Genomic DNA, 20864 nt, shown 5'->3' with positions numbered 1-20864 from the left:
CCGAAACCGTGTTTCCCAAGCCCGAGATGCCCCAGGCTTGCGTATCCGGTCTTAGCATTCGTTTCCGAATGTTATCCCGGTCTTGAGGGCAGGTTGCCTACGTGTTACTCACCCGTCCGCCGCTAAGTCATCCCCGAAGGAATAACTCCGCTCGACTTGCATGTATTAGGCACGCCGCCAGCGTTCGTCCTGAGCCAGGATCAAACTCTCCATAAAGGGACTTTCGACGGCAGGGTTTCCGTGAGGAAATCCCGAGAGTCGAAATGTCCAACTGTGAAGAACCTTGAAGGCTCGTTCTGTACTGCTGGTTTGTCTCGCAGAACCGAAGCTCCGCTCGACTATTTCATTACGCTCGATGTTCAGTTTTCAAGGAACAAGGTTGTTGCTTTTTGATTCTCTTTTTGTCGTTTGCTTTTCAGCAGCGACCTTTATAATGTATCACATCCGGCCACCAGATTGCAACAAGCAATTTATTCCACTTGCTCGACTGCCCTTCCGGTCAACCTCGGCGCCTATCAGGCGCGGGATTTAATGTATCACATCCGAAGGGGCATCGTCAATCGTTAATTTGCCATTTCCGAGCACTTTACGACAAAAGAAGCTGCTGGGCCCCATAGATAAGCCCGATCCCCGGCACGCCGAGCACCGCGACAACGCCTACCGTGGCCGGATTGATCGGCATATACCAGCCTGGCGCGAGGCCGGAGAAGTTGATCGCATAGATGGCCAGCGCCGCCAACACCAGGTGAGTGCCGAAGCGCACGAACCACCCCTTGGGCAATTGCCGCCTTATCATAAGGAACACCAACGCTCCCGACGAGAGAACCAATAACGCTAACCACACGTTTTTCATAGGCTCACCCTCTGCATGGAATATCCGTCCTCACCGGAGTCTCCCCATACCTGCTTCGCTTCGCGTAGCAGAATATCCAGCCTCTTCTCCGCCGCTTCCAACGTGTAGATCGCATGATCGATCCGCTCGAACTCCATCGCATTCTCAAACAGGCACTGGGCAACCTCCCGCTCCTTGCGCGCCTGCCGAATCTCCTCCCGAAGCTGCGCTCTCGCCTCGTCCGCCGATGACCGCTTGCGCTTGCTTGTCCTCCCCAACATCGCCGTTCCCCTCCTCCGCGAACCGTCCGCCGTCAGGCAGACAACCTGTTACTAGATATATGTCCGCTGCGGAAGGCTTAGAATCCGGGAGGAAGCATTGAGAAGAGACTATACGTGCACCAGCCAGCAAAAAGATAGGAGGCGGCGGCGGAGCTTATACTTTCCGACACTCCTATGATGAACCGTCCGGGAAGGCGCCTTGATCGCCCTGGCAGTTCCCCGCAGCCCCCTTATCCTTCATCCCTTCGGTCCGTTGCCGTTGCGATTTTGCGATTTTATGCGGTTTTTCGCATTCGTCGGCGTGAATTTGCAGGGAATCGCGGCGTTTAAAGCGGTTTTTAGCATACATCCGGCAACTCGGGCCCGAATTTTCTCTATGTATGCTATTTTTCACATATAATCGTCCAAACCGCCCACTATCGATCCCATGAATGTGAAATTTCACATTCATTGTGCCGACAGGGGCACTCGCCGCGTTTATGCGAACTCAACTCAAACTCCAGCCTACCAAACGTCGCACTCCAGCCTCGGATGGGTTCGAAACTGCGCACATAGGCGGGACAGAGCGGCGGATGGTCGGACAGAGTAAACAAACTGCGCACCTGAGCCCGGCGGAGCGGCGGATGGTGGGGGCGTCTACTTTCCTGGCAAAGGCCCAGCTTCATGCAAGTTCCTGGTATCTGGCGGTATCCGCGGCCTCGCTCGCTTTCTCGGAGGACTCCAGCTCTCGCTTGTAAGAGCACGAATGGAGCGCTGCGGCAATTATGATCGAAATTTCAATCATAATTTTCTCCATTTGCTCGTTGCAGTCAAATAAGATTGAAATTCCGCCTTTATTTCGCATCTGATCGCCCGCTCTAGGCAATTAAGATTGAAATTCCGACTACAATTTGCGTTCGGCGTCCGATTCCGGCAATTAAGCCTGAATTTCCGATTACATTTGCACCTCGGCCCGCCACTGGCCCCCCAAGCAAAAACGCCTTCGGCGTCCTTACGACGCCGGAGAAGCTTTGCGGAGACGATTCAGGCAATAAATAAGCGTGAAACTTATAAATTCTGAATCATTAAAAAAAGACAGCGCCCCGGCCATCATCGATGGATCGATGACGCAGGGAGCCGTCCCACAGGAGCGTAAAAGGTGCAAAAGGTTTAGTTGAGTTCGCGGCGCCCTTCCAGAGCCTTGGACAACGTTACTTCGTCCGCATACTCCAGATCGCCGCCGACCGGCAAGCCGTGGGCGATTCGCGTCACCTTGATGCCGAACGGCTTCACCAGCCGGGAGAGGTACATCGCCGTCGCTTCGCCTTCAATATTCGGATTCGTCGCCAGAATCAGCTCCTGAACCCGCTCGTCGCTCAATCGCTGTAGAAGCTCCGCGATCTTGATATCCTCCGGACCGACCCCGTCCATCGGGGAGATCGCGCCGTGAAGCACGTGGTATTGTCCGGCGAACTCGCGGGTTCGCTCCATCGCCACAAGATCCTTCGCTTCCTGAACGACGCAGATGACCGAATGGTCGCGAGTCTTGTCGGAGCAGATCCGGCAAGGATCGGTGTCCGTAATGTTGCAGCAGACCGAGCAATAGGTGAGCTTCCGCTTGACGTTCACGAGCGCCTTCGCGAAGTCTATCGTGTCTTCTTCCTTCATTCGCAGCACATGGAAGGCCAACCGGGCGGCCGTCTTCGGCCCGATCCCCGGAAGCCTCGAGAAAGAATCGATCAGCTTGGCTATCGGTTCTGGATAGAACAAAAGTATTCAAACTCCTCTAATCTCATTCGGCCCACGCACCTTCCATCGTGCGTGGGCCGAATCGATTCTTTACTTAAATGGAATTCGGGCGGCTTAGAACAGGCCGGGAATCTTCATGCCGCCGGTGAACTTGCCCATGTCGTTGTTGGCCAACTCGTCCGCCTTCCCGAGCGCGTCGTTGACCGCCGTCAGCACGAGGTCCTGCAGCATCTCGACATCCTCCGGATCGACCGCTTCCGGCTTGATGTTGATGCTTAGAACCTTCTTATGGCCGTTAACTTGCACAGTAACGACTCCGCCGCCGGCGGAGCCTTCGATCGTCTTCGTTCCGAGCTCTTCCTGAGCCTTCAGCATCTGTTCCTGCATCTTCTTCACTTGCTTCATCATTTGGTTCATGTTGTTCATTAGAGTATGGCCTCCCTATTCGTCTCGAATAACAACCAGATCTTCTCCAAACAGCTTATACGCTTCCTCGACCAAAGGCTCTCCCGGCGGAGCCCCGCCGCCGTCGATTCCGAGCTGCAGCTCCTCCGGCTGATCCGCCTGCGCCCGTGAACCGTCCGCCAGCGCTTCCTGCCACTCCTTCTGCAAGAGAGTAGCGAGCTGCGTCGCATGCCCGAGAGCCGCGGAGAGAACCTTCTCGATCACTTGCTTGTTCGCCGGCTTCTCTGTCGTCTCGCGGTGGATCGAGTTCCGGAACGCCACCAGGACAGTATCCTCGGCATAAGCGACCGGTTCGCCGTCGACAAGCCAAGCGTGAACCGTCACTCGCTCCTCCTTCACGCGAGCAAGCACCTGCGGCCACTTGCCCAGCGCTTGAAGCGTGAGCGGCGAGCTGCGGGAAGCGACGAACGGGTCCAGCTTGATCCGCTGCCTGGCAACCTTGGGCGCTCCGGAGCTTCCGGACGCGGAGCCGCCGCGGCCGCTCCAACCCCCGCCGCCGCGAACGGCGGAGCCACCGCCGGAACGCCCGCCGGCGTCCCCCTCGGCGGGAAGCGCCGCTCCGGAGCGCTGAAGCTCTTCCAGCTTACGCTCCATCGCCGCAACCTGCCTCTGAAGCTGTTGAACGTCCGCCCCTCCGGCGGCGGGAGAGAGCAAGGAAGCCGCAGCCGTCTGCCCTTGGGCGGCTCCGCCGTCCGCCGCAGACTCGCCGGCGCACAGCTTCAGAAGAGCGATCTCGAACATCGTCTGAGGATGAGCAGCATACTTCATCTCCGCCTGGTAGCGGTTCAACACATCAATAATAGCAAACAGCCGCTCTCTCGGGAATCCTTGCGCCATGCTTTTCAATTCGGCGGGGGATGCGATTCTCCCCGCGGAAGCCGAAGCCGACGGCGCAAGCTGCGCCAGAAGCAGATCGCGGAAGTAATGCATGAGCTGCTCCAGGCACTTGTCGGCGCTCTTGCCCGCCCGCATCATCTCGTCGATCTCCTGCAACACGGCCGACGCGTTCGAGTCGCGCACCGCCGTCGCCAGGCGCGAGAACTGTTCGGCCGGAAGCCCTCCGGTTGCGTCGATCGCCTCCTGGAGAGTGACCTTCCCGTCCGAGAAGGACGAGATCTGGTCCAGCAGGCTCAGCGCGTCGCGCATCCCCCCGTCGGACAAGCGTGCGATGTAGACAAGCGCGGCCTCCTCGGCCGCAATTCCTTCCTTGCGGCAGATCTCCTGAAGCCACTCCGCCTGCTCCTCAAGCGATACCCTGCGGAACTCGAAGCGCTGGCAACGGGAGATGATCGTCGGCGGCAGCCGGTGCGGCTCGGTCGTCGCCAGCATGAACATAACGTGCGCCGGCGGCTCCTCAAGCGTCTTGAGCAGCGCGTTGAACGCTTCCGTCGTCAGCATGTGCACTTCGTCGATAATATACACCTTGCGCCGAACTTCGGTCGGCGAATATTTGACCTTGTCGCGAATATCGCGTATCTCCTCGACCCCGCGATTGGAGGCGGCATCGATCTCGACGACGTCGACTACCGAGCCCGCAGCGATTCTCTTGCAAGCCTCGCATTCGTTGCACGGCTCGGGAGTCGGTCCCCGTTCGCAGTTGACCGCCTTGGCAAGCAGCCGGGCCGCGCTCGTCTTCCCCGTCCCGCGAGGTCCGCTGAACAGGTAGGCGTGCGAGAGCCGATCCTCGCGGATCGCGTTCTGCAGCGTCTGGACGATATGCTGCTGGCCGACCATGTCATGGAAAGTCTGCGGGCGCCAGGCTCGGTACAAGGCAATATGGGCCATTCCATCCCGCTCCCGTCGTATCTTGTCGTTCCTCCCATTATACAACATCGAACGGCAGCGCTCCACCGAACCCTGTCATTCGTTTATCCGAGCTGGCAAGAGTCGGAAGCGCTATCGAGAACATCGTCCCTTCCGGCCCGGTCTCGACCTGAATCGCCCCGCCCATCTCATGGACGATCCGGCGGCAGATCGACAAGCCGAGACCGGTCCCCTGCTCCTTCGTCGTGAAGAACGGATCGAAGATTCGCTCCAGATACTCCTGCTCGATTCCCGGCCCCGTATCGATAATATCGACCGTCGCCTCCACCTCCGAAGCCGCGCCTCTCCGCTCCCGGACTGTCAGCACGCCTCCTCCGTCCATGGCTTCGATCGCGTTTTTGCCCAGATTCAGGAACACCTGCTTCAGCATCTCCTTATCCGCCAGAATCAGCGGCCCCTCCGTCCACGGCTCGTAATGGACAATGACGCCGCGCATGATCGCCTCGTTCCGCAGCATGGGAATCATGTCCTTGACGATGCTGCCGACCCGGGTCGGGCTTAGCTTCACTTCCTTGGGCTTGCTCAGGAGAAGAATATCGTTAACCAGTCCGTTCACCCTCTCGAGCTCGGAGAGAACGATCTGCACGAAGTCCCGCTCGCGGTTCATCTCCCGGTCGATCAGGGACTTGTCCATCAGTTGCATGAAGCCCTTGATCGCCGTCAGCGGGTTGCGGATCTCGTGCGCGGTGCCCGCCGCCACTTCCCCGATCAGCTTCAGCCGATCCGAATGCCGGATCTGCTCTTCGAGGCGTATGACCTGCGTGACATCGCGGAACATGACATGAGCCCCGATCACCTCGGCGCCGCTCCACATCGGATGGCCGTCCAGCAGCCATTCCCTCCGATCCTTCCCGGAACCGAAGGAGTAGCTCCGCCCGCGGAACGGCACACCGTCCAGCAGACTCGCGTCGATCGGCAGCGGCTCCGCCCCCGTCCCGTGCGCCGCTTCATCTATCGTCATATGCAAGAGCCGGCTCCGCTCGCTGTGCAGAATCCGACATACGGTGGCGGAAGCCTCCAGAATTCGAAGCTCCGCATCGAGAAGCAGAACACCCGTATTCTCGTCGTCCAGGATGCTCTGCAAGAGCCGTTCGGTCATGCTGGCCTCACGATCTCCCTCTACAATTCTCCATTCCGCGTTGCCTTTGGAACTGCGCTTGGTACTGCCGTCAGAATCACGCATGGACCTCGGTCCCCCCCAGTCTCCCAGTCTGCACGTCGAACAAGTCGCATGACGCAAGCCGCAGCGCCTTCGACGTCAATGGACGCCAAAGAAGCTTTGCGTCGGTATCGGATAGGCTAAGGATAGCCGGAACTTATATTGTCTGATAGACACAAAAAAACACCTCCGCGCAGTAGGTAATCTACGCTGAGATGCTTATCTGAAGTAGTTGAGGATTAATGTTGCGCGTCAATATTCAAGTGAATGATTCAGGACCGTGCACCTGCTCCCGATCGTTGCCATCCAGCCGGACGCGCAGGCATTGCTCCTTCAAGGCTGCCCCTCAACACAAGAACGTGACCACTTACGGCTGCTTCCTTCCGGACCTGACCGGGTTCATGGGCGTCCCTTGCGAAGGACCTTGCTATCGACACAACGCCTAACGCGCCGGAACCTGCGTGACAAGACCTCAAACAGGAATTCAACCTCGCTATAGCGGATTGCGAGTTACAGGGCACCGCTACCTCCCCGTCTAGCACGGCATGACCTAGTATAACGAATTCCGGGCGTTAACGCAACCGAAGGGAATGATTCCTCTTGCAGGGGGCAATTCCCTTCAGCCCCGCGTCCTGCTCCTCATTCATCGGGCCGATTTAACGTGGATCGTGTATCTTGGAAAATTAAACCGGAGAACAGAAGCGGCCTGCCGTTCCACCGTGGCGACCTCCCGCTGGGCGACCCCGCGATCGAGCTTGATCGTCACGTAGGCGTCCGCCCCGTTGAAGGTGACGCTGCTTCCCGCCACGCCAGGCACATCCTTGATGGCCTGCTGGACCAGATTGGCGTCGTTCTTGTAGTTCAGCGCCATATGCCGGCCGGGGATGCTCGGATAACTGTTCGTCCGGCCCAGATAGCCGTCGTTCCCATAGCTGTTCGCCGTATAGCCGCTCGATTCGTTATGGCTCTTGGCCCCGCATCCGGCCTGGGTGCCGACGAGGGCAATGGACAGCACGAGTGTCGCTGCCGCGATCCAACGTTGATTCCGGTGTCCTGACATGAAAAAAACCTCCCTTTATCCCGTAGGATGTTAAGGGAGGTCTATTTCTATACCGCGTGGTCTTACATTCCGTACTTCTTCTTGAATCTGTCGATACGACCGCCGGCATCCAGGAACTTCTGCTTGCCGGTGAAGAACGGATGGCATGCGGAGCAAATTTCGACGCGGATGTTCGGACGAACCGAACCCGTTTCGAACGTATTGCCGCAAGCGCACGTAGCCGTCGTCACGTGGTACTTCGGTTGAATGGCTTCTTTCAATGCGTTCACCTTCTTTCCTGCCCTGGAACTCATGCGGAACCAGAGTAATAGACACACAAACGGATTATAGCACGGCAAGCTCCGGAATAACAACAGCAAGCTCGCGTTAATTTTTGACTTGCAGCTCGTCGACGAACGTCCACGCGCTGCTGAGAGGAGCGACCGTTACTTTGACATAACGTCCCGCGATTCCGCTTAATCCGGTGAGGCGGTACGTCTTCGTCTGATCCGACGAGCTCACCGCAGGCTTCGACACCGTGCCTGCCGTCGTGAAGCTGAGATTGTCGTTCGACACGGCGAAGGTGACCGAAGACGGCAGGAAGATGTAGACGGACTTGACTTGCAGGAAGTCGGCCGTCACTTCCCGTATCGTCTGGGACGAGCCCAGATCGATCGTAAAGCTGAACGGGGAGCCGGTATTGAAGCCGGACCAAGCCGCATCACTGTAGGATGTCGTTCCGAAGGCTCCGTTCGTCAGTTCCGCGCTTCCCGTATCGGGATACGTCGAGCTTGGGGCAAGCGTCGAGACGTACGACTTGCCGGAAGAGAGAATATTGCTGTACGTCGTCCCGCTTCCCGTCGTCGCCGACACGGCGGAGGAGAAGGCGGATTCGTTGCCGGCCGCGTCGAAGGCCATCACCTTGTAAGCATAGGTCGTCGAAGGAGTCAGCTGTTCGTCGGAGAAGGAGGTCGCGCTCGTATAGGAGGTGTAGACCAACTCGTTATTCCGGTAAATCCGGTAGCCCGCCACTCCGATCGCGTCGGTCGAGGCCGTCCAGCTCAGGTTGACGGTCATGGAGCCGGAAGCCGCCGCCGTCAAGGAGCTCGGAGCCGAAGGCGCAACCGACTCGACCGCGCCGTTCGCCAAGTAATTCAGATAAGTGGCGTAATACAACGGGTTGACTTGCTGAGGGCTCATATAATGGTTGAAGCTGAAGCTGGTATACGCATCCACGTAGGGAGCGACGGCATCCATGTCGGCGACGAGCATCTTGATGTCCATCGGCTTCGCGTCCATGTTGAACGTCTCGACATCGCTCCACAGCTCGGTCGAAGGGCTGGCGTTGTCGATAGCCGCCCGGGTCGCCGCGAACCAATCGTCCAGATCGGCCGTCACGGCATGCGCCGCTCCTACCCCGTCTTGAAGAGCGAAGATGTCGATGTCCGCACGGGACAGAATATATTCCCACATCGTCTGCCAGCCGGAGGTCGACAGGCCGCCGGATACGTTATAGAAGGGAGAGATCATAATCGGCAAGCCCGGCGTCAAGGTGTGCAGTGCCGTCGCTACCCCATCGTAGAAGTCGGCGACGCGTTGCCATTCCGTTGAGGAAGGAAGATTCCAATTGTCGACCTCGAAGCTCAAGTACCATCCCGCGAACGAATCGTGGTCCCCGTATTGCTCCCACAGGTCTTCCGCCAGCTCGATGGCGAGATCTTCCTCGTCGTTCAGCCACGATGGATCGTTCGTGTAGTTGACGAACCAATCTTCATTAAGCTGAAGCCCCATATAGATGTCCATGCCGTAAGCGTCGCCCATCTCCAGAGACTTGCCGACGACATCCCGCGTCGTGTTCTGGGCATAGCCGGACAGCGTCGACGGGTACACCGCGGTGTTATGCTTGCTGTTCGCCGACCATTGGAGAATCAGATGATCCATGCCGGCGTCCTCCATATCGTCGAACTCCGAAGTCCATTGCGAATTGGTCCAGACGTCTCCGAGATCCGGTTGAAGGAACGTGCCGGACAGCCTGAGGGTATCCTCCGCTTCCGCGGACAGAACCTCCCACTCGTCGAGGAAGGACCACGTGCTCGCGGCGCTGCCCACGACCAGCCTCACGTATTGGGCGTTAACCGGCGAAGCCGCCGAGCACGCGTACGGCACGGCCGCTATGTCAACTCCGGCTCCTTGCTGCGTCAGCGAACAGGCCGTCGAATACGCAACATTGTCCGTCGAGTATTGGAACTGAACAGAGGTCGGCGTCTGCACCGCCGCGCCCGTGTATTTATAGAAGTTCGCCCTGAAGTCCTGGATCGATTGCGCCGAGCCCAGATTGGCCGTGAAGGAATAGCTCGTTTGGTTGAATCTCCCTTGCCATGCGGCATCCGCAAGATAAGGCGCGGCATAGGCGCCGTCCGTCAGCTCCGTCCCGCCCGAGTCCGGATACCCGCTATCCGCCGCGACCGATGCCGTATACCCGATGCCGCTCAGCACATTGGTCTGCGCGGCGTCGGAACGATCCGGCGACAGTCCGATCGTCCCCAACAGCAACGCCCCTATCAAACCCAGAGTAAACCCCTTCTTCATGATTCCGTTCCTCCCATTCAAGTTAGAATCGAGCGCCTCGTGCAAGAAGCTTCTTCTTCTGACTGACCGGGATGCAAGAGAAACGCGAACTCATAGAGGGCAGACAAGCTGGCTCGACTCCATTCTCCCCCCGACGAAGCCTTGGCGGATTCTAAAGCCTATCCCCGCAGAATCGCTCCGGCCGCCCCGAATACGCCCGCGTGATCGCCAAGCTCCGCTCCCGCGATCCGGACGGGGACCGGCTCGTTGAACACCTTCATCGCACGCCGGTACACTTGGCTGCGTATCCGTTCGAGCAGGGCATCGCCCTGCCCGGCGACGATCGCGCCGCCGATGACGATTCCCGGAGGGTTGAAGATATGAATGACGTTCGTCAGGCCGACGGCTACGAAGGAAGCGTACCGATCCAAGATCCGCGACGCCTCCAGGTCGCCCTTCCGGGCCGACTCGAACAACTCCTCCGGGCTATCCCAACCGGCTCCGCCCGGCCATTCGCTCAGCTGCCGCTTCAAGGCGTTGACGGAGGCGTATTGCTCCCAGCAGCCCTGTCCTCCGCAATTGCAGGGAAGACCGTCCGCCTGAATCACGAGATGGCCAAGCTCGCCGGCGTAGCCGTCTCTCCCCAGGTAGGGGACGCCGTTCATGATGAGGCACCCGCCGATCCCCGTTCCGAGCGAGAGACAGACGAAGTCTTGCCACGACCGCCCCGCGCCCAGCCAAGCTTCGCCGACGGCCATCATGTTCACGTCGTTATCGACGACGACGCGAAGCCCCGTCTCCGCCGTTAGCCAGCCCGCCAGCGGAGTCCCCGCCCAGCCGGGAAGATTGCCCGTCGCCCCCGCGACGCCGCCGGTATGCCGGTTGACCTGGCCCGCCGTGCCGACTCCGACTCCTCCGATCCCGATTCCGCGGCCGGATGCGATTCTCTCCGCCTCTCCGACAATCGCCAGCAGCTTGGCTCTCAGCGCATCCGGTCCGGCGTCGGCTTCCGTCGGCACGGTGAAGCGTTCGAGCAGGCTTCCGTCCTCCGCGACGAGGCCCGCCTTGATATTCGTCCCGCCGATATCGATTCCAATAGCCGCGCTAGTCACGACGACACTCCTCCTCCGCTTCCGCCTCCCGAGTTCCTTATCGGATCGATCAACCGCTCTGGGATACGGCCGATTGGCGAATTCCTTCGACGAACTTCCTCGTAATCAGCTCGGGGCGGGTGATCGCGCTGCCGACCACCACGGTGTAAGCCCCGCGATGCAAGCATTCCGAAGCTTCCTCCGGCGTCTGGATTCTTCCTTCCGCGAAGACCGGGATGCTTAACGCCTTGACCAGCTCCCCGACGAGCTCCATGTCCGGCCCCGCGTGGTTCGGGCTGTACGGCGTGTAGCCGGACAGTGTCGTCGACACGATGTCGAAGCCCATTCTCTCCGCCTCTATTCCTTCTTGAACGGTAGAGACGTCCGCCATGAGCATGACCTCGTACTTCGAACGCAGCACCCGAATAATATCCGTTAGCCGCTCTTGCCCAGGACGCTCCCGATTCGTCGCATCCAGCGCGACGATATCCGCCCCGGCCTGCGCGATGGCTTCGGCTTCCTTCAACGTGGGCGTGATATAGACCGAGGAATCCGAATAGCTTGCCTTCCATATTCCGATAACCGGAAGCCCCGTGCGGGATTTGATCTCGGCGACGTCCTCCGGAGTGTTGGCGCGGATGCCGACCGCTCCTCCCGCTTTGGCGGTCAAGGCCATTCTCGCCATGACGTCGGCACCGAACAAAATCTCTCCCGGATAAGCCTGGCAAGAGACGACGAGCCCGCCTTTTAAAGACGATAAGATATCCATGTTATGCACGCTCATCACCTCGAATAATTCATCTGAATAATAGCCGTTCCGTTAGCCTTTAATGCCCGTAAGGGAAATTCCTTCAATAAATTGCTTCTGCGCGAAGAAGAAGATGACGACGATCGGCAGGGTGAACATCAAGGAGGCGGCCATGAGCAGTCCCCACTCGGTGTAATGCTCCGCCAAGAAGGCTTGCAGGCCCAGCGTCAGCGTGTACTTCGACGAATTGTTGATATACAGCAGCGGCCCCAGGAAGTCGGACCAGGTGTACAAGAACGTAAAGATCCCTACGGAGGTCAGAGCGGGTCTGGACAGCGGAAGCACGATGTTCCAATACGTCCGGAATTCCGAAGCTCCGTCGATCTTCGCCGCGTGAATCAAGGAATTGGGCAGTTGCATAAAAAATTGCCGAAGCAGGAAAATGTACAGCGGCGCAGCCGTAAAGGTCGGAATGATGAGCGGCCAGTAGCCCCCGGTCAGATGAAGCTTCTGGAAGATCAGATAGACCGGAATCATCGTTACCTGATAAGGCAGCAGCATCGTTCCGATAACGATCGGGAAGATCCACTTCGCTCCGAACCACTCGATCTTCGTGATCGAATAAGTAACCATCGGAGCCGAGATCAACTGTCCCGCTACGCTGAGGACGGTAATGATCAGGGTGTTCCAGAAGTAACGCCCGAACGGAATGACGTCGAATACTTGCGTGTAGTTGTCCCACTTGAACACATCCGGGAGAATCGTAACCGGCAGGGATGAGATCTCCTCCAGCGACTTGAGAGAGGTCAGGATCATCCACAGGAACGGTCCGATAAACGCGATCCCCACGAGAAGCAAAATCAGGTGGGTTGCCCCATTCAGGGTCATTATGCGGCTTCTCATGTCAGTCTCCACCTCCGTACGATACCCAGCGCTTCGACGACCGGAAGATCAGCCAGGTGATCGCGCCGGCTATGACGAAGAGAATCCAGGCCATCGCCGAAGCCTTGCCCATCTTGAAGTACTGGAAGGCGTTGTGATACAGGTACATGGCGTACATCAGCATCGAATTCTCGGGCCCGCCGCTTGTTCCTGCATTGAGATTCGTGCTGGATACGATGAAGTAGGCTTGCGTGAAGTATTGAAGGTTGTTAATAACTTGCATGATTAATTGGAAAAGAATGATCGGCGATATGGTCGGAAGCGTGATGTTCAAGAAGCTGCGGAAGGCTCCGGCCCCGTCGATGGATGCCGATTCATAAAGCGATCTCGGCACCTCCTGCAAGGAAGCCAGGAAGATGATGATGATATTGCCCACTCCCCATAGCCCCATCAGAACGAGCGACGCCTTCGTCAGCGCCGGATCGGCGAGCCAGTTCGGCTGAGGAAGCCCGAGCCGCCCCAGCATCGCGTTAAGCAGGCCGTATTGGGCGTTCATGATCCACATCCACAGGAGCGAAGTCGCCGCCAGCGGAATGATCGTCGGAATATAATAAACGGTTCTATACCACGACAAACCGCGGATTCTCCTATTCAATAGCAGCGCCATCAACAAAGAGAAGATCAAGTTCACCGGCGTGCTGATGACAGTGAGGTACAAGGTGTTGCGCACGCTCTTCCAGAACAGATCGTCGCGCATCAGCTCGGAGTAATTATCCAAGCCAACGAACTTCGGAGATTGGAAGACGTTGAAGTCCGTCAGTCCATAATAGAAGGAGGCGCCTAGCGGGTAGAGCGTAAAAACCAAGAAACCGACGATCCACGGACTGGCGAAGGCCAGGCCGGTCAGGTTTTTTTTCACGGCGTTTCCCCCATGTGTGATCCGAGATCGACAGACATCCGTCCCTTCCTTCCGGAAGGAACGGGTGCCTTATTCGTACTAAGCGATGCTGCGATGAGGTCGAGATGTGGTCAAGATGAGGTCGAGACGCGATCGGAATGAGAGCGGAATCGTAAGGAGAGTTACTTCAGCAGGTTGGCCGACTTCTCCTTCATGTGCTTGACGGCATCCTCCGCGGACTGCTTGCCTCCGGCAGCGAGCTCGAATTCGTCGTTGATGATCTTGTTGTATTCCGATTGTCCCTCGAAGGCCGGGAACGACTTGAGGTTCGGGTTCTTCGCCGCTTCGGCGAACGTCTGGAAGTCCGGAATGTCTTGCAGCGACGGATCGTCGTAAGCGGACGTGCGAGCCGGAAGGTTCGCGAACATGTCGTTGAACTTGATCATGTTCTCCTTCGCCATCAGCCAGCTGAGGAATGCCCAGGCGCCGTCCTTGTTCTTCGCGTTGCTCGGGATGAAGAAGGTCGAGGAGCTGACTTCTCCGCCGCCCGCGAGCTCGGGATGTCCGGCCGGTCCCGGAAGCGGAGCCACGCCGTAGTCGATGTCCTTCTGCAGAACATTCTTGACCGTGTTGCCGAACCAAGGACCGTCGATCCGGATCGCTTGCTTGCCGAGAATGAACGGATCGGTCGCGTCCAGGTACTTGGCGGAGGAGTTGAACTTCAGAATATTGTCGACTCCGAATTCGTTCCGGTAATCTTGGATCGTCTTGATCGCTTCGATCGTTCCCGCGTTGTCCGGCGTCAGCGTCTTGCCGTCTTCGGAGATGAAGCTTCCTCCGAACGCCATCGACATGCCCGTCGTGTAGTAGACGAACGGGAAGTCCGGGAAGCCAAGCACTTCGAGCGACTTGTCGGCGTTCACCTTGGTCAGCTTCTTCGCGGCCGCGAGCAGTTCGTCGGACGTCTTGGGTACCTCGGTGATTCCCGCGTCGGCGAACATCTTCTTGTTGTAGAACAGGAGGTTGAAGTTCACGTTGATCGGAAGCGCGTATTGCTTGCCGTCGTACTTGCCGCCTTCAAGCGCCGCGGGCACGAAGTCGGAGGTGTCGAAGCCGGACTTCGCGATATAGTCGTCCAGCGGCTCGAGCATTCCCTTCGTCGCATAGGAAGCGGTGTTGTTGCTGAAGTTGTCCGTCACGTCCGGGCCGTCTCCGCTGGAGATGCCGACGACAACCTTCTGCACGTCCGGCACGGAGAGACCTTCGACCACGTACAGATCCTGGCTTGCATTGAACTCGGCGATCAGCTTCTCTACGTTCTCGCCTTCCACGCCGCCCCACAGGTACCAGAACTTGACCTTCGTCTTCTCTTTGGCCGGCGTCGCCGAGGAGGCTGCCGGAGAAGCTGTGCTGCCGGATTCCGAGGCTGCCTTGCCGTTCGAATTGTCGTTGCCGCACGCCGTTGCCGTCATCGCAAGTACTGCGGTTGCGAGCAGCAGTGCCATCTTCTTGGTCCACATAGCTATGAAACACCCCTTCAAGAAAATGAGTTCTCCCTTGCTGATTCCAATTATAGGGGGCGTCGCTCGCCATTGTAAAGGATTTTTTCGTTTTTTATTTTATTTTTGGAGGTTTTCTCCTTTTTAATTTAAAGAGCAAACGCATCCGGGGGATCGACTTGTCGACAATCCCTATTCGGCAAGCGATAAAGTCGTCGTCTCCAACCGGAACCCGACCTCGAACATCCGCTTCCACGGCAACCGAACCTCGCTCACTCGCAGTTCGCCGAACTCCGGGAAGTACTTCCGGGAGAATTGCTCCAATCTCGGGCCGATCATCGCTTCGATCTGCTCCTGAACGTGAGAGATCCGGAAGTAATCCGCATGAAGAGCCGGGAGCTCCCGCTCGCACAGCTCTTGGCGAACGATCGACTGGTAGCCCCAGTCCTCCAGCAAACGATATAAGTAATAATCGCGACTCTTCGCCGCCGCTTCCGGAACGCGCTCCGATTCCGCCTTCGATCGGTTGTACGCTTCGATAATCGCATGGGAGATGACCGTGCCGAGCGAATTGCCGGACGTATTCCAAGCCGCGTAACAAGAGATCGAGCCAAGCAGCCCCTCTTCGCTAAGAAGCTTCATGAGGGAGTGATCGCCGCCGTTGCACAGCGCCACGTCCGCCAACGCGATCAATCGCCCGCGGGACGCATAATGACGAATGGCCTGCACGAACTCCCGAACGTTGACCTCGGAATAGTAAGAGCGGTGCCTATCCTCGTAACGGTCGGTCGTCTCCGCCATATCGGCCTGGCCGACGGGAGGAGAGTGCACCATCAGATAGACGTCGGCAGGGTCGGAGGAATCGCCGATAACCGCGCCGGCGGCCGTCAGATGGCATTTGATGCTCTCGTTAAGGCTCCGGTCTTCGTACTTGGGAATGCAGGAAGGACCGATCGAAGATGAGAACCGCAGATGGAAGGTCGGCAGGAAGCCGGCCGTCTCGCAGACGATTCTGGCGAACAGCGTGCAGCCGATCTCGTCGGCGCCCGGGTAGATATGCACCTTCCCCGTCAGGTTCTCCCTCTCGACGAGAGACGTGAGCTTGCGCTGGTCGGCGGAGGTATAGCCGTATTTGGCGTTGTCGTCCAACGGGATGATAAGGAAGTCGATGATTCCTTCGCGCGCAAGCCCGATCGCTTGCTCGTTCACGAAGGCGTTCGTCCGTCTGCGCGTCAGAAAATCGGAGAGAATCTCCACGGGAATGGAACGGCGCGCAGCCTCGAGCTCCTGCTCCTCTTCCGGAGACAGCGTCTCCCGCTCTCCCTTGTCGCGCAGCTTCCCGTAAACGTTAAGCTCGCGGCCGTGCAAGGCGTAATAATCGGGCTCCTCTTCGCTGCTGGAATAAGCGGGAGCTCTGGTAATGAGATTAAAGGCAAACAGTCGCAGATGGGGATTGTGCAGCTTCAAGCGGCGGAGAATAGCCAGACGCGCTTGGCATTCGGAAGGACTCCATTCGTGCAGGCGCGAAGGAACGATACCGCCATAGACGAGCATATCGATCGAGAGGAGGGCATATTGGGCATTCGCGGCGGCCGCCTCCATCCACGCAGCCAGAGCTGCCGTGTCGGCAGCCTGCTTCTTGTCGCCAAGAAGGCCGCGGTCGGGAACGATCAACCGAAGATCGGTCATTCCGGCGAGAGCGATCGGATAATCGTAGTTGCACGGCCTCTCGTCGAGAGGAAGATAAACAACCTTGATGCGGTCGTCATCCGGGCGCCCGGTCGTCCGCGATTCGTTGAATGCAGTCGTGCTGCTCATAAGCTTCACCCGTATTTAGGATATTTACACCATTTTACCAAGATAAAAAGGAGTATAAATCCATTATACGGGTGAAGTTTCTTGACATCAATAGATTTTGTCAACGACGGCTTTCGAGGTTCGCTCCAAAGCGTCATAGGTTCGATCCTTGAAGCGGATTGCCGCCGCGGTCGTCAATATATCCAGCACATGAATCTGCGAGAGCTTCGAAGAGAAGGCGCCGCCCTGCAGCGGAGTCTCCCTCGACTTGGATAAGAGCACGACGTCGGCGTATTGCGTCAGCGGGGAGCGCAGATGACTCGTCAGGCAGACGAAGAAGATTCCCTTCTTCTTCGCGAGACGCACGGCATCGACGACATCCTTCGTGCTTCCCGAGGTGGATACGGCGAACACGACGTCATCGCTTCTCATCAGCGTTGAGGTCATCGCCATGATATGCGGGTCCGTCACCACTTCGGTATCGAACCCGAGACGAAGGAAGCGATACTTGCCGTCCAGCGCGGTATTCGCCGAGGAGCCCACGCCGATGAAGTAAATCTTATGCGCCTTGCCGATCGCTTCGATCGCCTTCTCCATCTGGTTCATGTCCAGAAGGTTCAGGGTATTCTCGATCGCCCGCGTATTCTCCGCAGTAATCTTCGCCGCGATCGAGCTAAGGTCGTCCGTCTCCTCGATCTCGCTGTGGACGTTCTTGATGGGAACGACGAGGTCCTGGGCGAGAGACAGCTTGAATTCCTGGTAGCCTTTGAAGCCGATCTTGCGGCACAGACGAAGCACCGAGGTCTCCCCCGTCCCGGCTTTCTCGGCCAGATCCGTCAGCGTCACGTAGACGACGGCTTCCGGGTCCTCGCGGATCACGTCGGCAATCTTCTTCTCCGTGCGGGTAAGCGAATTATAGATGGTATCGAGCACGAGAAGGGTGTTCGCGCTCTCGGAAGAGCCTTTGATCTTGGACATATGCGAATTCCTCCAGCAGAAGAAAGAAATATTCCATTTATAATCCGAATAATAAATGAAAATTCCTTTCGGTACAAGGAGAAACTAAGAAAAATGCCTAACGGCGTCCTTTGAGTGCGAGCGTATCCGTTTATGCGAGCCTATTCGCCAGTCACGGGCAATCCACCCCGTGACTCCATCGACTCCAGCGTCATGCAGCAAGGCGCTATCCCCCTTCTGCTCGTTTATGCCTCTTCTCCCCGCGGTTCAGGAGCCTCTTGGCTCTTCGCCGCCCCCCCAACCGCCGCCGGGTGATCCCCACTCTTCCCCATCCTGAACGAACGGGAGAGGAGACCTAATGCCGCCAGAGGGGGAGAAGGCGCGGACGGGAGAAGGTGCGGGGAGAGGAGTTGCGGGGGAAGGAGGCGCCGCGTACCGGATGCATGACAAGTGGATGCACGGCAAGCTGATCGCTAGGCGTGGTGCGCGGCGCTCCTCTCCCGCTCCGTGAGCCCATTTTGCCCTCTGATCCGCCAGCTCTTTTGCGATTTTATGCGGTTTTTCACATTCATCGGTTCGAATGAGCCGCTATCTCGGCGTTTTATGTGATTTTTAGCATATATCCAGCAACGGAAGCCGGAATTTTCTCTATATAGGCTATTTTTCACATAGAATCGTCCAACCTGCCCGTTATCGCAACGCTCGAATGTGATATTTCACATAAATTTCTTGTATCCGGCGAGTCCGGCGAGATGCCCGGTCCCCCTCCCGCACGATTCAACATGGACTGCCCCAAAACTTATGTCAAAAAACCGCTATCCCCCCGCAACGAGAATGGCGGAAGATAGCGGTTTGGAGTTCATATAAGCTGAACGAACAAATTTAACCCAGCAAGTTCAAGTTGCAAACATTCAACGCTGCTGACGAGTAACCGAAGGGAGATGCGTGTACGAGCCGATCACCACGTCCGGCAGCTCCTCCCGGAAGATCTCGATCAGCGTCTTCATGCCGTAGATCTCGCCCTGGGCCTTCGGAATGAGGTTCAAGTACGCTTCCGGGTCGATGTTCAGGTTGCGCATCTGAATCAGCTTAAGGCCCGTTCGCTTCGCGAAGCCGATCATCGCTTCAATCTCTTCTTCGCGGTCGGTCACGCCCGGGAAGATGAGGTAGTTGATCGACGTGTAGACTCCCTTGTCGGTCGCGTACTTGAGCGATTTCTCGACGTTCTTCAGCGTATACCCGCGCGGACGATAATACGCGTTGTAATGATCGTCGAGCGCGCTGATCGTGCTGACCCGCATCAGATCGAGGCCGGCGTCCACAATGGCGCGCATGTGGTCGCTAAGCCCGCCGTTCGTGTTGATGTTGATGTAGCCCATCGACGTCTGCTCGCGCACGCGCTTGATCGCCTCGATGATCGTCTTCGCCTGGGTCGACGGCTCGCCCTCGCAGCCTTGGCCGAAGCTGATGATCGATTCGGGCGTGCGCAGATGCTCAAGCATGATCTCGACGACTTCATCGACCGTCGGCTTGAACTGCAGCCGTGTCTGCGGGGAGACGAAGCCGCTGTCCTCCGGCTGCTCGGAGATGCAGCCGAAGCAGCCCGCATTGCAAGCGAAGGACACGGGAACGCCGCCTTCCCAGCGCTGCAGGAACGTATTCGACGAGGTCAGGCATTCGTAGCCGAGCGCGCAGTTGGACAGATGCTGGTACAGCCGGTTGTCCGGGTACTTCTCCAGCAGCCTCTCCACGCCGCGTCGGACCTCGCCGCGATCGCAGTTCTCGGGATTCCACTTCTCCGGATCGTCCGTCGCGCCTGCCGCTACATAGAAGGCGCCGTCCTTCCAGACGACCGCCGTGTACCCGAAGAGCGGGAACACCTGCGACTTGTCGGTCTTCGAGTAGCCCGGCACGTAATACCGCGTATACCCCTGAGGAAGCAGCGCGCCCACGGCGTGATAGTTGCCCGGCACCGGCATCATTCTGCCGGTCCTCGGGTCCATGCCTATGGCCCGCGTGTTCGGAAGACCGACAAGGGTCGCGCCCGGCGGCAGTGGGATCAAGTCATCCTCAAGGATCTCGACCAGATCGTCGCCGCTCCGCGCCACCCCGAACAGATCGGGGTGGTCGTATACGTTGTCTTTATCGTCTGCATATACAAGATGCATCGTTCATTGCCCCTCTCTCTTGCCGCCCGACGAGTTACGTCGAGCTGCTCCGGGGAGCGCGCTTCGTCCCTGCGCGCTTGGCCGGAGCGGCGGCGCCTTCCGAGGCCGGCTCGGCGGCCGTGCCGGAGCTTGGCGTCGCGGCGCTGTCTGCCGGAGCCGCGGCCTTGCTCTTGGCCCGGGTGCTCGCGGCGCGGGTTGTCTTCGCAGCCGTGGCCGTCGGCGCCGTCTCTTCCGCAGCCGCGGAAGAGACGCTCTCCGTGCCGGCAATCGGCGTCGAAGCCGACGACTTGGCGCTTCTCGTCGTTCCCTTCGCAGGCGCTGTCACCGAAGAGGCAGCGGCGGCGGAACGCGACGAGGAAGCCCGCGTCGTCTTCTTGGCGATCGCCGGTTCGCCGGCGGCGGAGGAAGCCTCGACCTTCGCGGCCGCTTCAGGCGCGGACGGCGCCGGAGCGGCGGCGGTCGGGGTTGCCGCGATCGAAGCGATCGGGGCCGTCGGCGCAGCCGGAGACGGCGCCGCGGAGGAGGCCGTCGTCCTCGACAAGGACGAGGACGTTCTAGGCGACGGCGCGCGGCCGATCACTTCGCCCGGCAATTGCTGAGCGCTCGGCGTCCTTGGTCGCGGAGCAACAGGCGTCGAAGCCGCCGAAGACAGCGAGCTTGCCGGCGGCGTCGAGCCGGTCGGCGGCACCGGGCTCGCCGGAGACGTCGGAGCCGAAGAAGCGGGCGATGTGCCGGAAGCGCCGATTGCGCCTGATGCACCGGCTGCGGACGACGCGGACGAAGAGGCAGATGCCGATGCCGCCGAAGTCGACGAAGCCGAGGCCGAGGAGTACGAAGAGCCGTTCGTCCCCGATCCGGAAGAACGCGAATAGCCATTGCCGTTCGAAGGGGAGGAGTAGCCGCCCCCGTTCGAAGGCCGCGAACCGTT

At 58.6% G+C, this 20864-nt stretch carries 18 protein-coding genes, 1 rRNA gene and 1 other RNA gene; 1 reads left to right on the top strand and 19 read right to left on the bottom strand.

The annotated features are described in order from the left end of the window. From E6C55_RS08615 to E6C55_RS08530, 18 genes are all read right to left on the bottom strand, one after another. A 16S ribosomal RNA gene (locus E6C55_RS08615) occupies positions 1-216 on the bottom strand; the annotation flags it as partial. Between the two features lie 370 nt (positions 217-586). Continuing rightward, the gene (locus E6C55_RS08610; RefSeq protein ID WP_136369366.1) at positions 587-853 is read right to left on the bottom strand and encodes a pro-sigmaK processing inhibitor BofA family protein; all 267 of its coding nucleotides are present in this window, start codon (positions 851-853) and stop codon (positions 587-589) included. Further along, a complete protein-coding gene (locus E6C55_RS08605) occupies positions 850-1113 on the bottom strand; it encodes a DUF2508 family protein (RefSeq protein WP_136369365.1) in 264 nt (87 codons plus the stop codon). The genes E6C55_RS08610 and E6C55_RS08605 overlap by 4 nt, the downstream gene beginning before the upstream one ends. Before the next feature lie 1149 nt (positions 1114-2262). Then, positions 2263-2862 (bottom strand): recombination mediator RecR, encoded by a 600-nt coding sequence (gene recR / locus E6C55_RS08600; RefSeq protein ID WP_136369364.1) that lies wholly within the window; start codon positions 2860-2862, stop codon positions 2263-2265. A gap of 93 nt (positions 2863-2955) precedes the next feature. Beyond that, positions 2956-3267 carry a YbaB/EbfC family nucleoid-associated protein gene (locus E6C55_RS08595; protein WP_136369363.1) on the bottom strand — a complete coding sequence of 104 codons (312 nt, stop codon included), beginning with the start codon at positions 3265-3267 and terminating at the stop codon, positions 2956-2958. Between the two features lie 15 nt (positions 3268-3282). Beyond that, on the bottom strand, positions 3283-5091 hold the full coding sequence (dnaX, locus tag E6C55_RS08590; protein ID WP_136369362.1) for a DNA polymerase III subunit gamma/tau: 1809 nt from the start codon (positions 5089-5091) through the stop codon (positions 3283-3285). A gap of 37 nt (positions 5092-5128) precedes the next feature. Then, positions 5129-6313 (bottom strand): two-component system sensor histidine kinase NtrB, encoded by a 1185-nt coding sequence (locus tag E6C55_RS08585; RefSeq protein WP_136369361.1) that lies wholly within the window; start codon positions 6311-6313, stop codon positions 5129-5131. A gap of 254 nt (positions 6314-6567) precedes the next feature. Beyond that, positions 6568-6833: signal recognition particle sRNA large type (gene ffs / locus E6C55_RS08580), an RNA gene on the bottom strand. A 99-nt stretch (positions 6834-6932) separates the two neighbouring features. Then, a complete protein-coding gene (locus E6C55_RS08575) occupies positions 6933-7349 on the bottom strand; it encodes a hypothetical protein (RefSeq protein WP_136369360.1) in 417 nt (138 codons plus the stop codon). 62 nt (positions 7350-7411) lie between these two features. Continuing rightward, positions 7412-7609 carry a 50S ribosomal protein L31 gene (gene rpmE / locus E6C55_RS08570; protein WP_136369381.1) on the bottom strand — a complete coding sequence of 66 codons (198 nt, stop codon included), beginning with the start codon at positions 7607-7609 and terminating at the stop codon, positions 7412-7414. 106 nt (positions 7610-7715) lie between these two features. Beyond that, positions 7716-9917, bottom strand: a complete 2202-nt coding sequence (locus E6C55_RS08565; RefSeq protein WP_136369359.1) for a DUF4434 domain-containing protein — start codon at positions 9915-9917, stop codon at positions 7716-7718. 158 nt (positions 9918-10075) lie between these two features. Further along, positions 10076-11008 (bottom strand): ROK family protein, encoded by a 933-nt coding sequence (locus tag E6C55_RS08560; protein ID WP_136369358.1) that lies wholly within the window; start codon positions 11006-11008, stop codon positions 10076-10078. A gap of 49 nt (positions 11009-11057) precedes the next feature. Further along, positions 11058-11756 carry an N-acetylmannosamine-6-phosphate 2-epimerase gene (locus E6C55_RS08555; protein ID WP_211093545.1) on the bottom strand — a complete coding sequence of 233 codons (699 nt, stop codon included), beginning with the start codon at positions 11754-11756 and terminating at the stop codon, positions 11058-11060. Between the two features lie 51 nt (positions 11757-11807). Then, positions 11808-12638, bottom strand: coding sequence for a carbohydrate ABC transporter permease (locus E6C55_RS08550; RefSeq protein WP_230986610.1), 831 nt, complete (start codon positions 12636-12638; stop codon positions 11808-11810). A 1-nt stretch (position 12639) separates the two neighbouring features. Next, positions 12640-13536, bottom strand: coding sequence for a carbohydrate ABC transporter permease (locus E6C55_RS08545; RefSeq protein WP_230986609.1), 897 nt, complete (start codon positions 13534-13536; stop codon positions 12640-12642). Positions 13537-13697: 161 nt separating this feature from the next. Next, positions 13698-15035, bottom strand: coding sequence for an ABC transporter substrate-binding protein (locus tag E6C55_RS08540; RefSeq protein WP_136369356.1), 1338 nt, complete (start codon positions 15033-15035; stop codon positions 13698-13700). 171 nt (positions 15036-15206) lie between these two features. Next, positions 15207-16832 (bottom strand): DUF4127 family protein, encoded by a 1626-nt coding sequence (locus tag E6C55_RS08535; RefSeq protein WP_136369355.1) that lies wholly within the window; start codon positions 16830-16832, stop codon positions 15207-15209. Positions 16833-16919: 87 nt separating this feature from the next. Continuing rightward, positions 16920-17789, bottom strand: a complete 870-nt coding sequence (locus E6C55_RS08530) for a MurR/RpiR family transcriptional regulator (protein ID WP_136369354.1) — start codon at positions 17787-17789, stop codon at positions 16920-16922. A gap of 337 nt (positions 17790-18126) precedes the next feature. Here E6C55_RS08530 and E6C55_RS33735 point away from each other — a divergent pair, with 337 nt between their 5' ends. Beyond that, positions 18127-18279 (top strand): hypothetical protein, encoded by a 153-nt coding sequence (locus E6C55_RS33735; protein ID WP_168735541.1) that lies wholly within the window; start codon positions 18127-18129, stop codon positions 18277-18279. Positions 18280-18679: 400 nt separating this feature from the next. Here E6C55_RS33735 and E6C55_RS08525 read toward each other — a convergent pair whose 3' ends face one another. Continuing rightward, complete coding sequence (locus E6C55_RS08525; protein ID WP_136369353.1) at positions 18680-19936, bottom strand: radical SAM protein; 1257 nt, start codon at positions 19934-19936, stop codon at positions 18680-18682. Positions 19937-20864: the final 928 nt, after the last annotated feature.

Origin of the sequence: Cohnella fermenti (assembly GCF_004801405.1) — a bacterium.
Lineage (GTDB): Bacteria > Bacillota > Bacilli > Paenibacillales > Paenibacillaceae > Cohnella > Cohnella fermenti.
The sequence above is the reverse complement of the archived record's forward strand: the minus strand, read 5'-3'. Positions and strand labels throughout refer to the sequence as shown.

Excerpts from the sequence above, each read along its gene's own strand:
- E6C55_RS08525 (WP_136369353.1), bottom strand. The coding sequence starts at position 19,936 with ATGCATCTTGTATATGCAGACGATAAAGACAACGTATACGACCACCCC.
- E6C55_RS08565 (WP_136369359.1), bottom strand. The coding sequence starts at position 9,917 with ATGAAGAAGGGGTTTACTCTGGGTTTGATAGGGGCGTTGCTGTTGGGG.
- E6C55_RS08605 (WP_136369365.1), bottom strand. The coding sequence starts at position 1,113 with ATGTTGGGGAGGACAAGCAAGCGCAAGCGGTCATCGGCGGACGAGGCG.
- E6C55_RS33735 (WP_168735541.1), top strand. The coding sequence starts at position 18,127 with ATGCCGCCAGAGGGGGAGAAGGCGCGGACGGGAGAAGGTGCGGGGAGA.
- E6C55_RS08575 (WP_136369360.1), bottom strand. The coding sequence starts at position 7,349 with ATGTCAGGACACCGGAATCAACGTTGGATCGCGGCAGCGACACTCGTG.
- E6C55_RS08540 (WP_136369356.1), bottom strand. The coding sequence starts at position 15,035 with ATGTGGACCAAGAAGATGGCACTGCTGCTCGCAACCGCAGTACTTGCG.
- E6C55_RS08555 (WP_211093545.1), bottom strand. The coding sequence starts at position 11,756 with ATGGATATCTTATCGTCTTTAAAAGGCGGGCTCGTCGTCTCTTGCCAG.
- E6C55_RS08610 (WP_136369366.1), bottom strand. The coding sequence starts at position 853 with ATGAAAAACGTGTGGTTAGCGTTATTGGTTCTCTCGTCGGGAGCGTTG.
- E6C55_RS08530 (WP_136369354.1), bottom strand. The coding sequence starts at position 17,789 with ATGTCCAAGATCAAAGGCTCTTCCGAGAGCGCGAACACCCTTCTCGTG.
- E6C55_RS08535 (WP_136369355.1), bottom strand. The coding sequence starts at position 16,832 with ATGAGCAGCACGACTGCATTCAACGAATCGCGGACGACCGGGCGCCCG.
- E6C55_RS08550 (WP_230986610.1), bottom strand. The coding sequence starts at position 12,638 with ATGAGAAGCCGCATAATGACCCTGAATGGGGCAACCCACCTGATTTTG.
- E6C55_RS08595 (WP_136369363.1), bottom strand. The coding sequence starts at position 3,267 with ATGAACAACATGAACCAAATGATGAAGCAAGTGAAGAAGATGCAGGAA.
- dnaX (WP_136369362.1), bottom strand. The coding sequence starts at position 5,091 with ATGGCCCATATTGCCTTGTACCGAGCCTGGCGCCCGCAGACTTTCCAT.
- E6C55_RS08585 (WP_136369361.1), bottom strand. The coding sequence starts at position 6,313 with ATGCGTGATTCTGACGGCAGTACCAAGCGCAGTTCCAAAGGCAACGCG.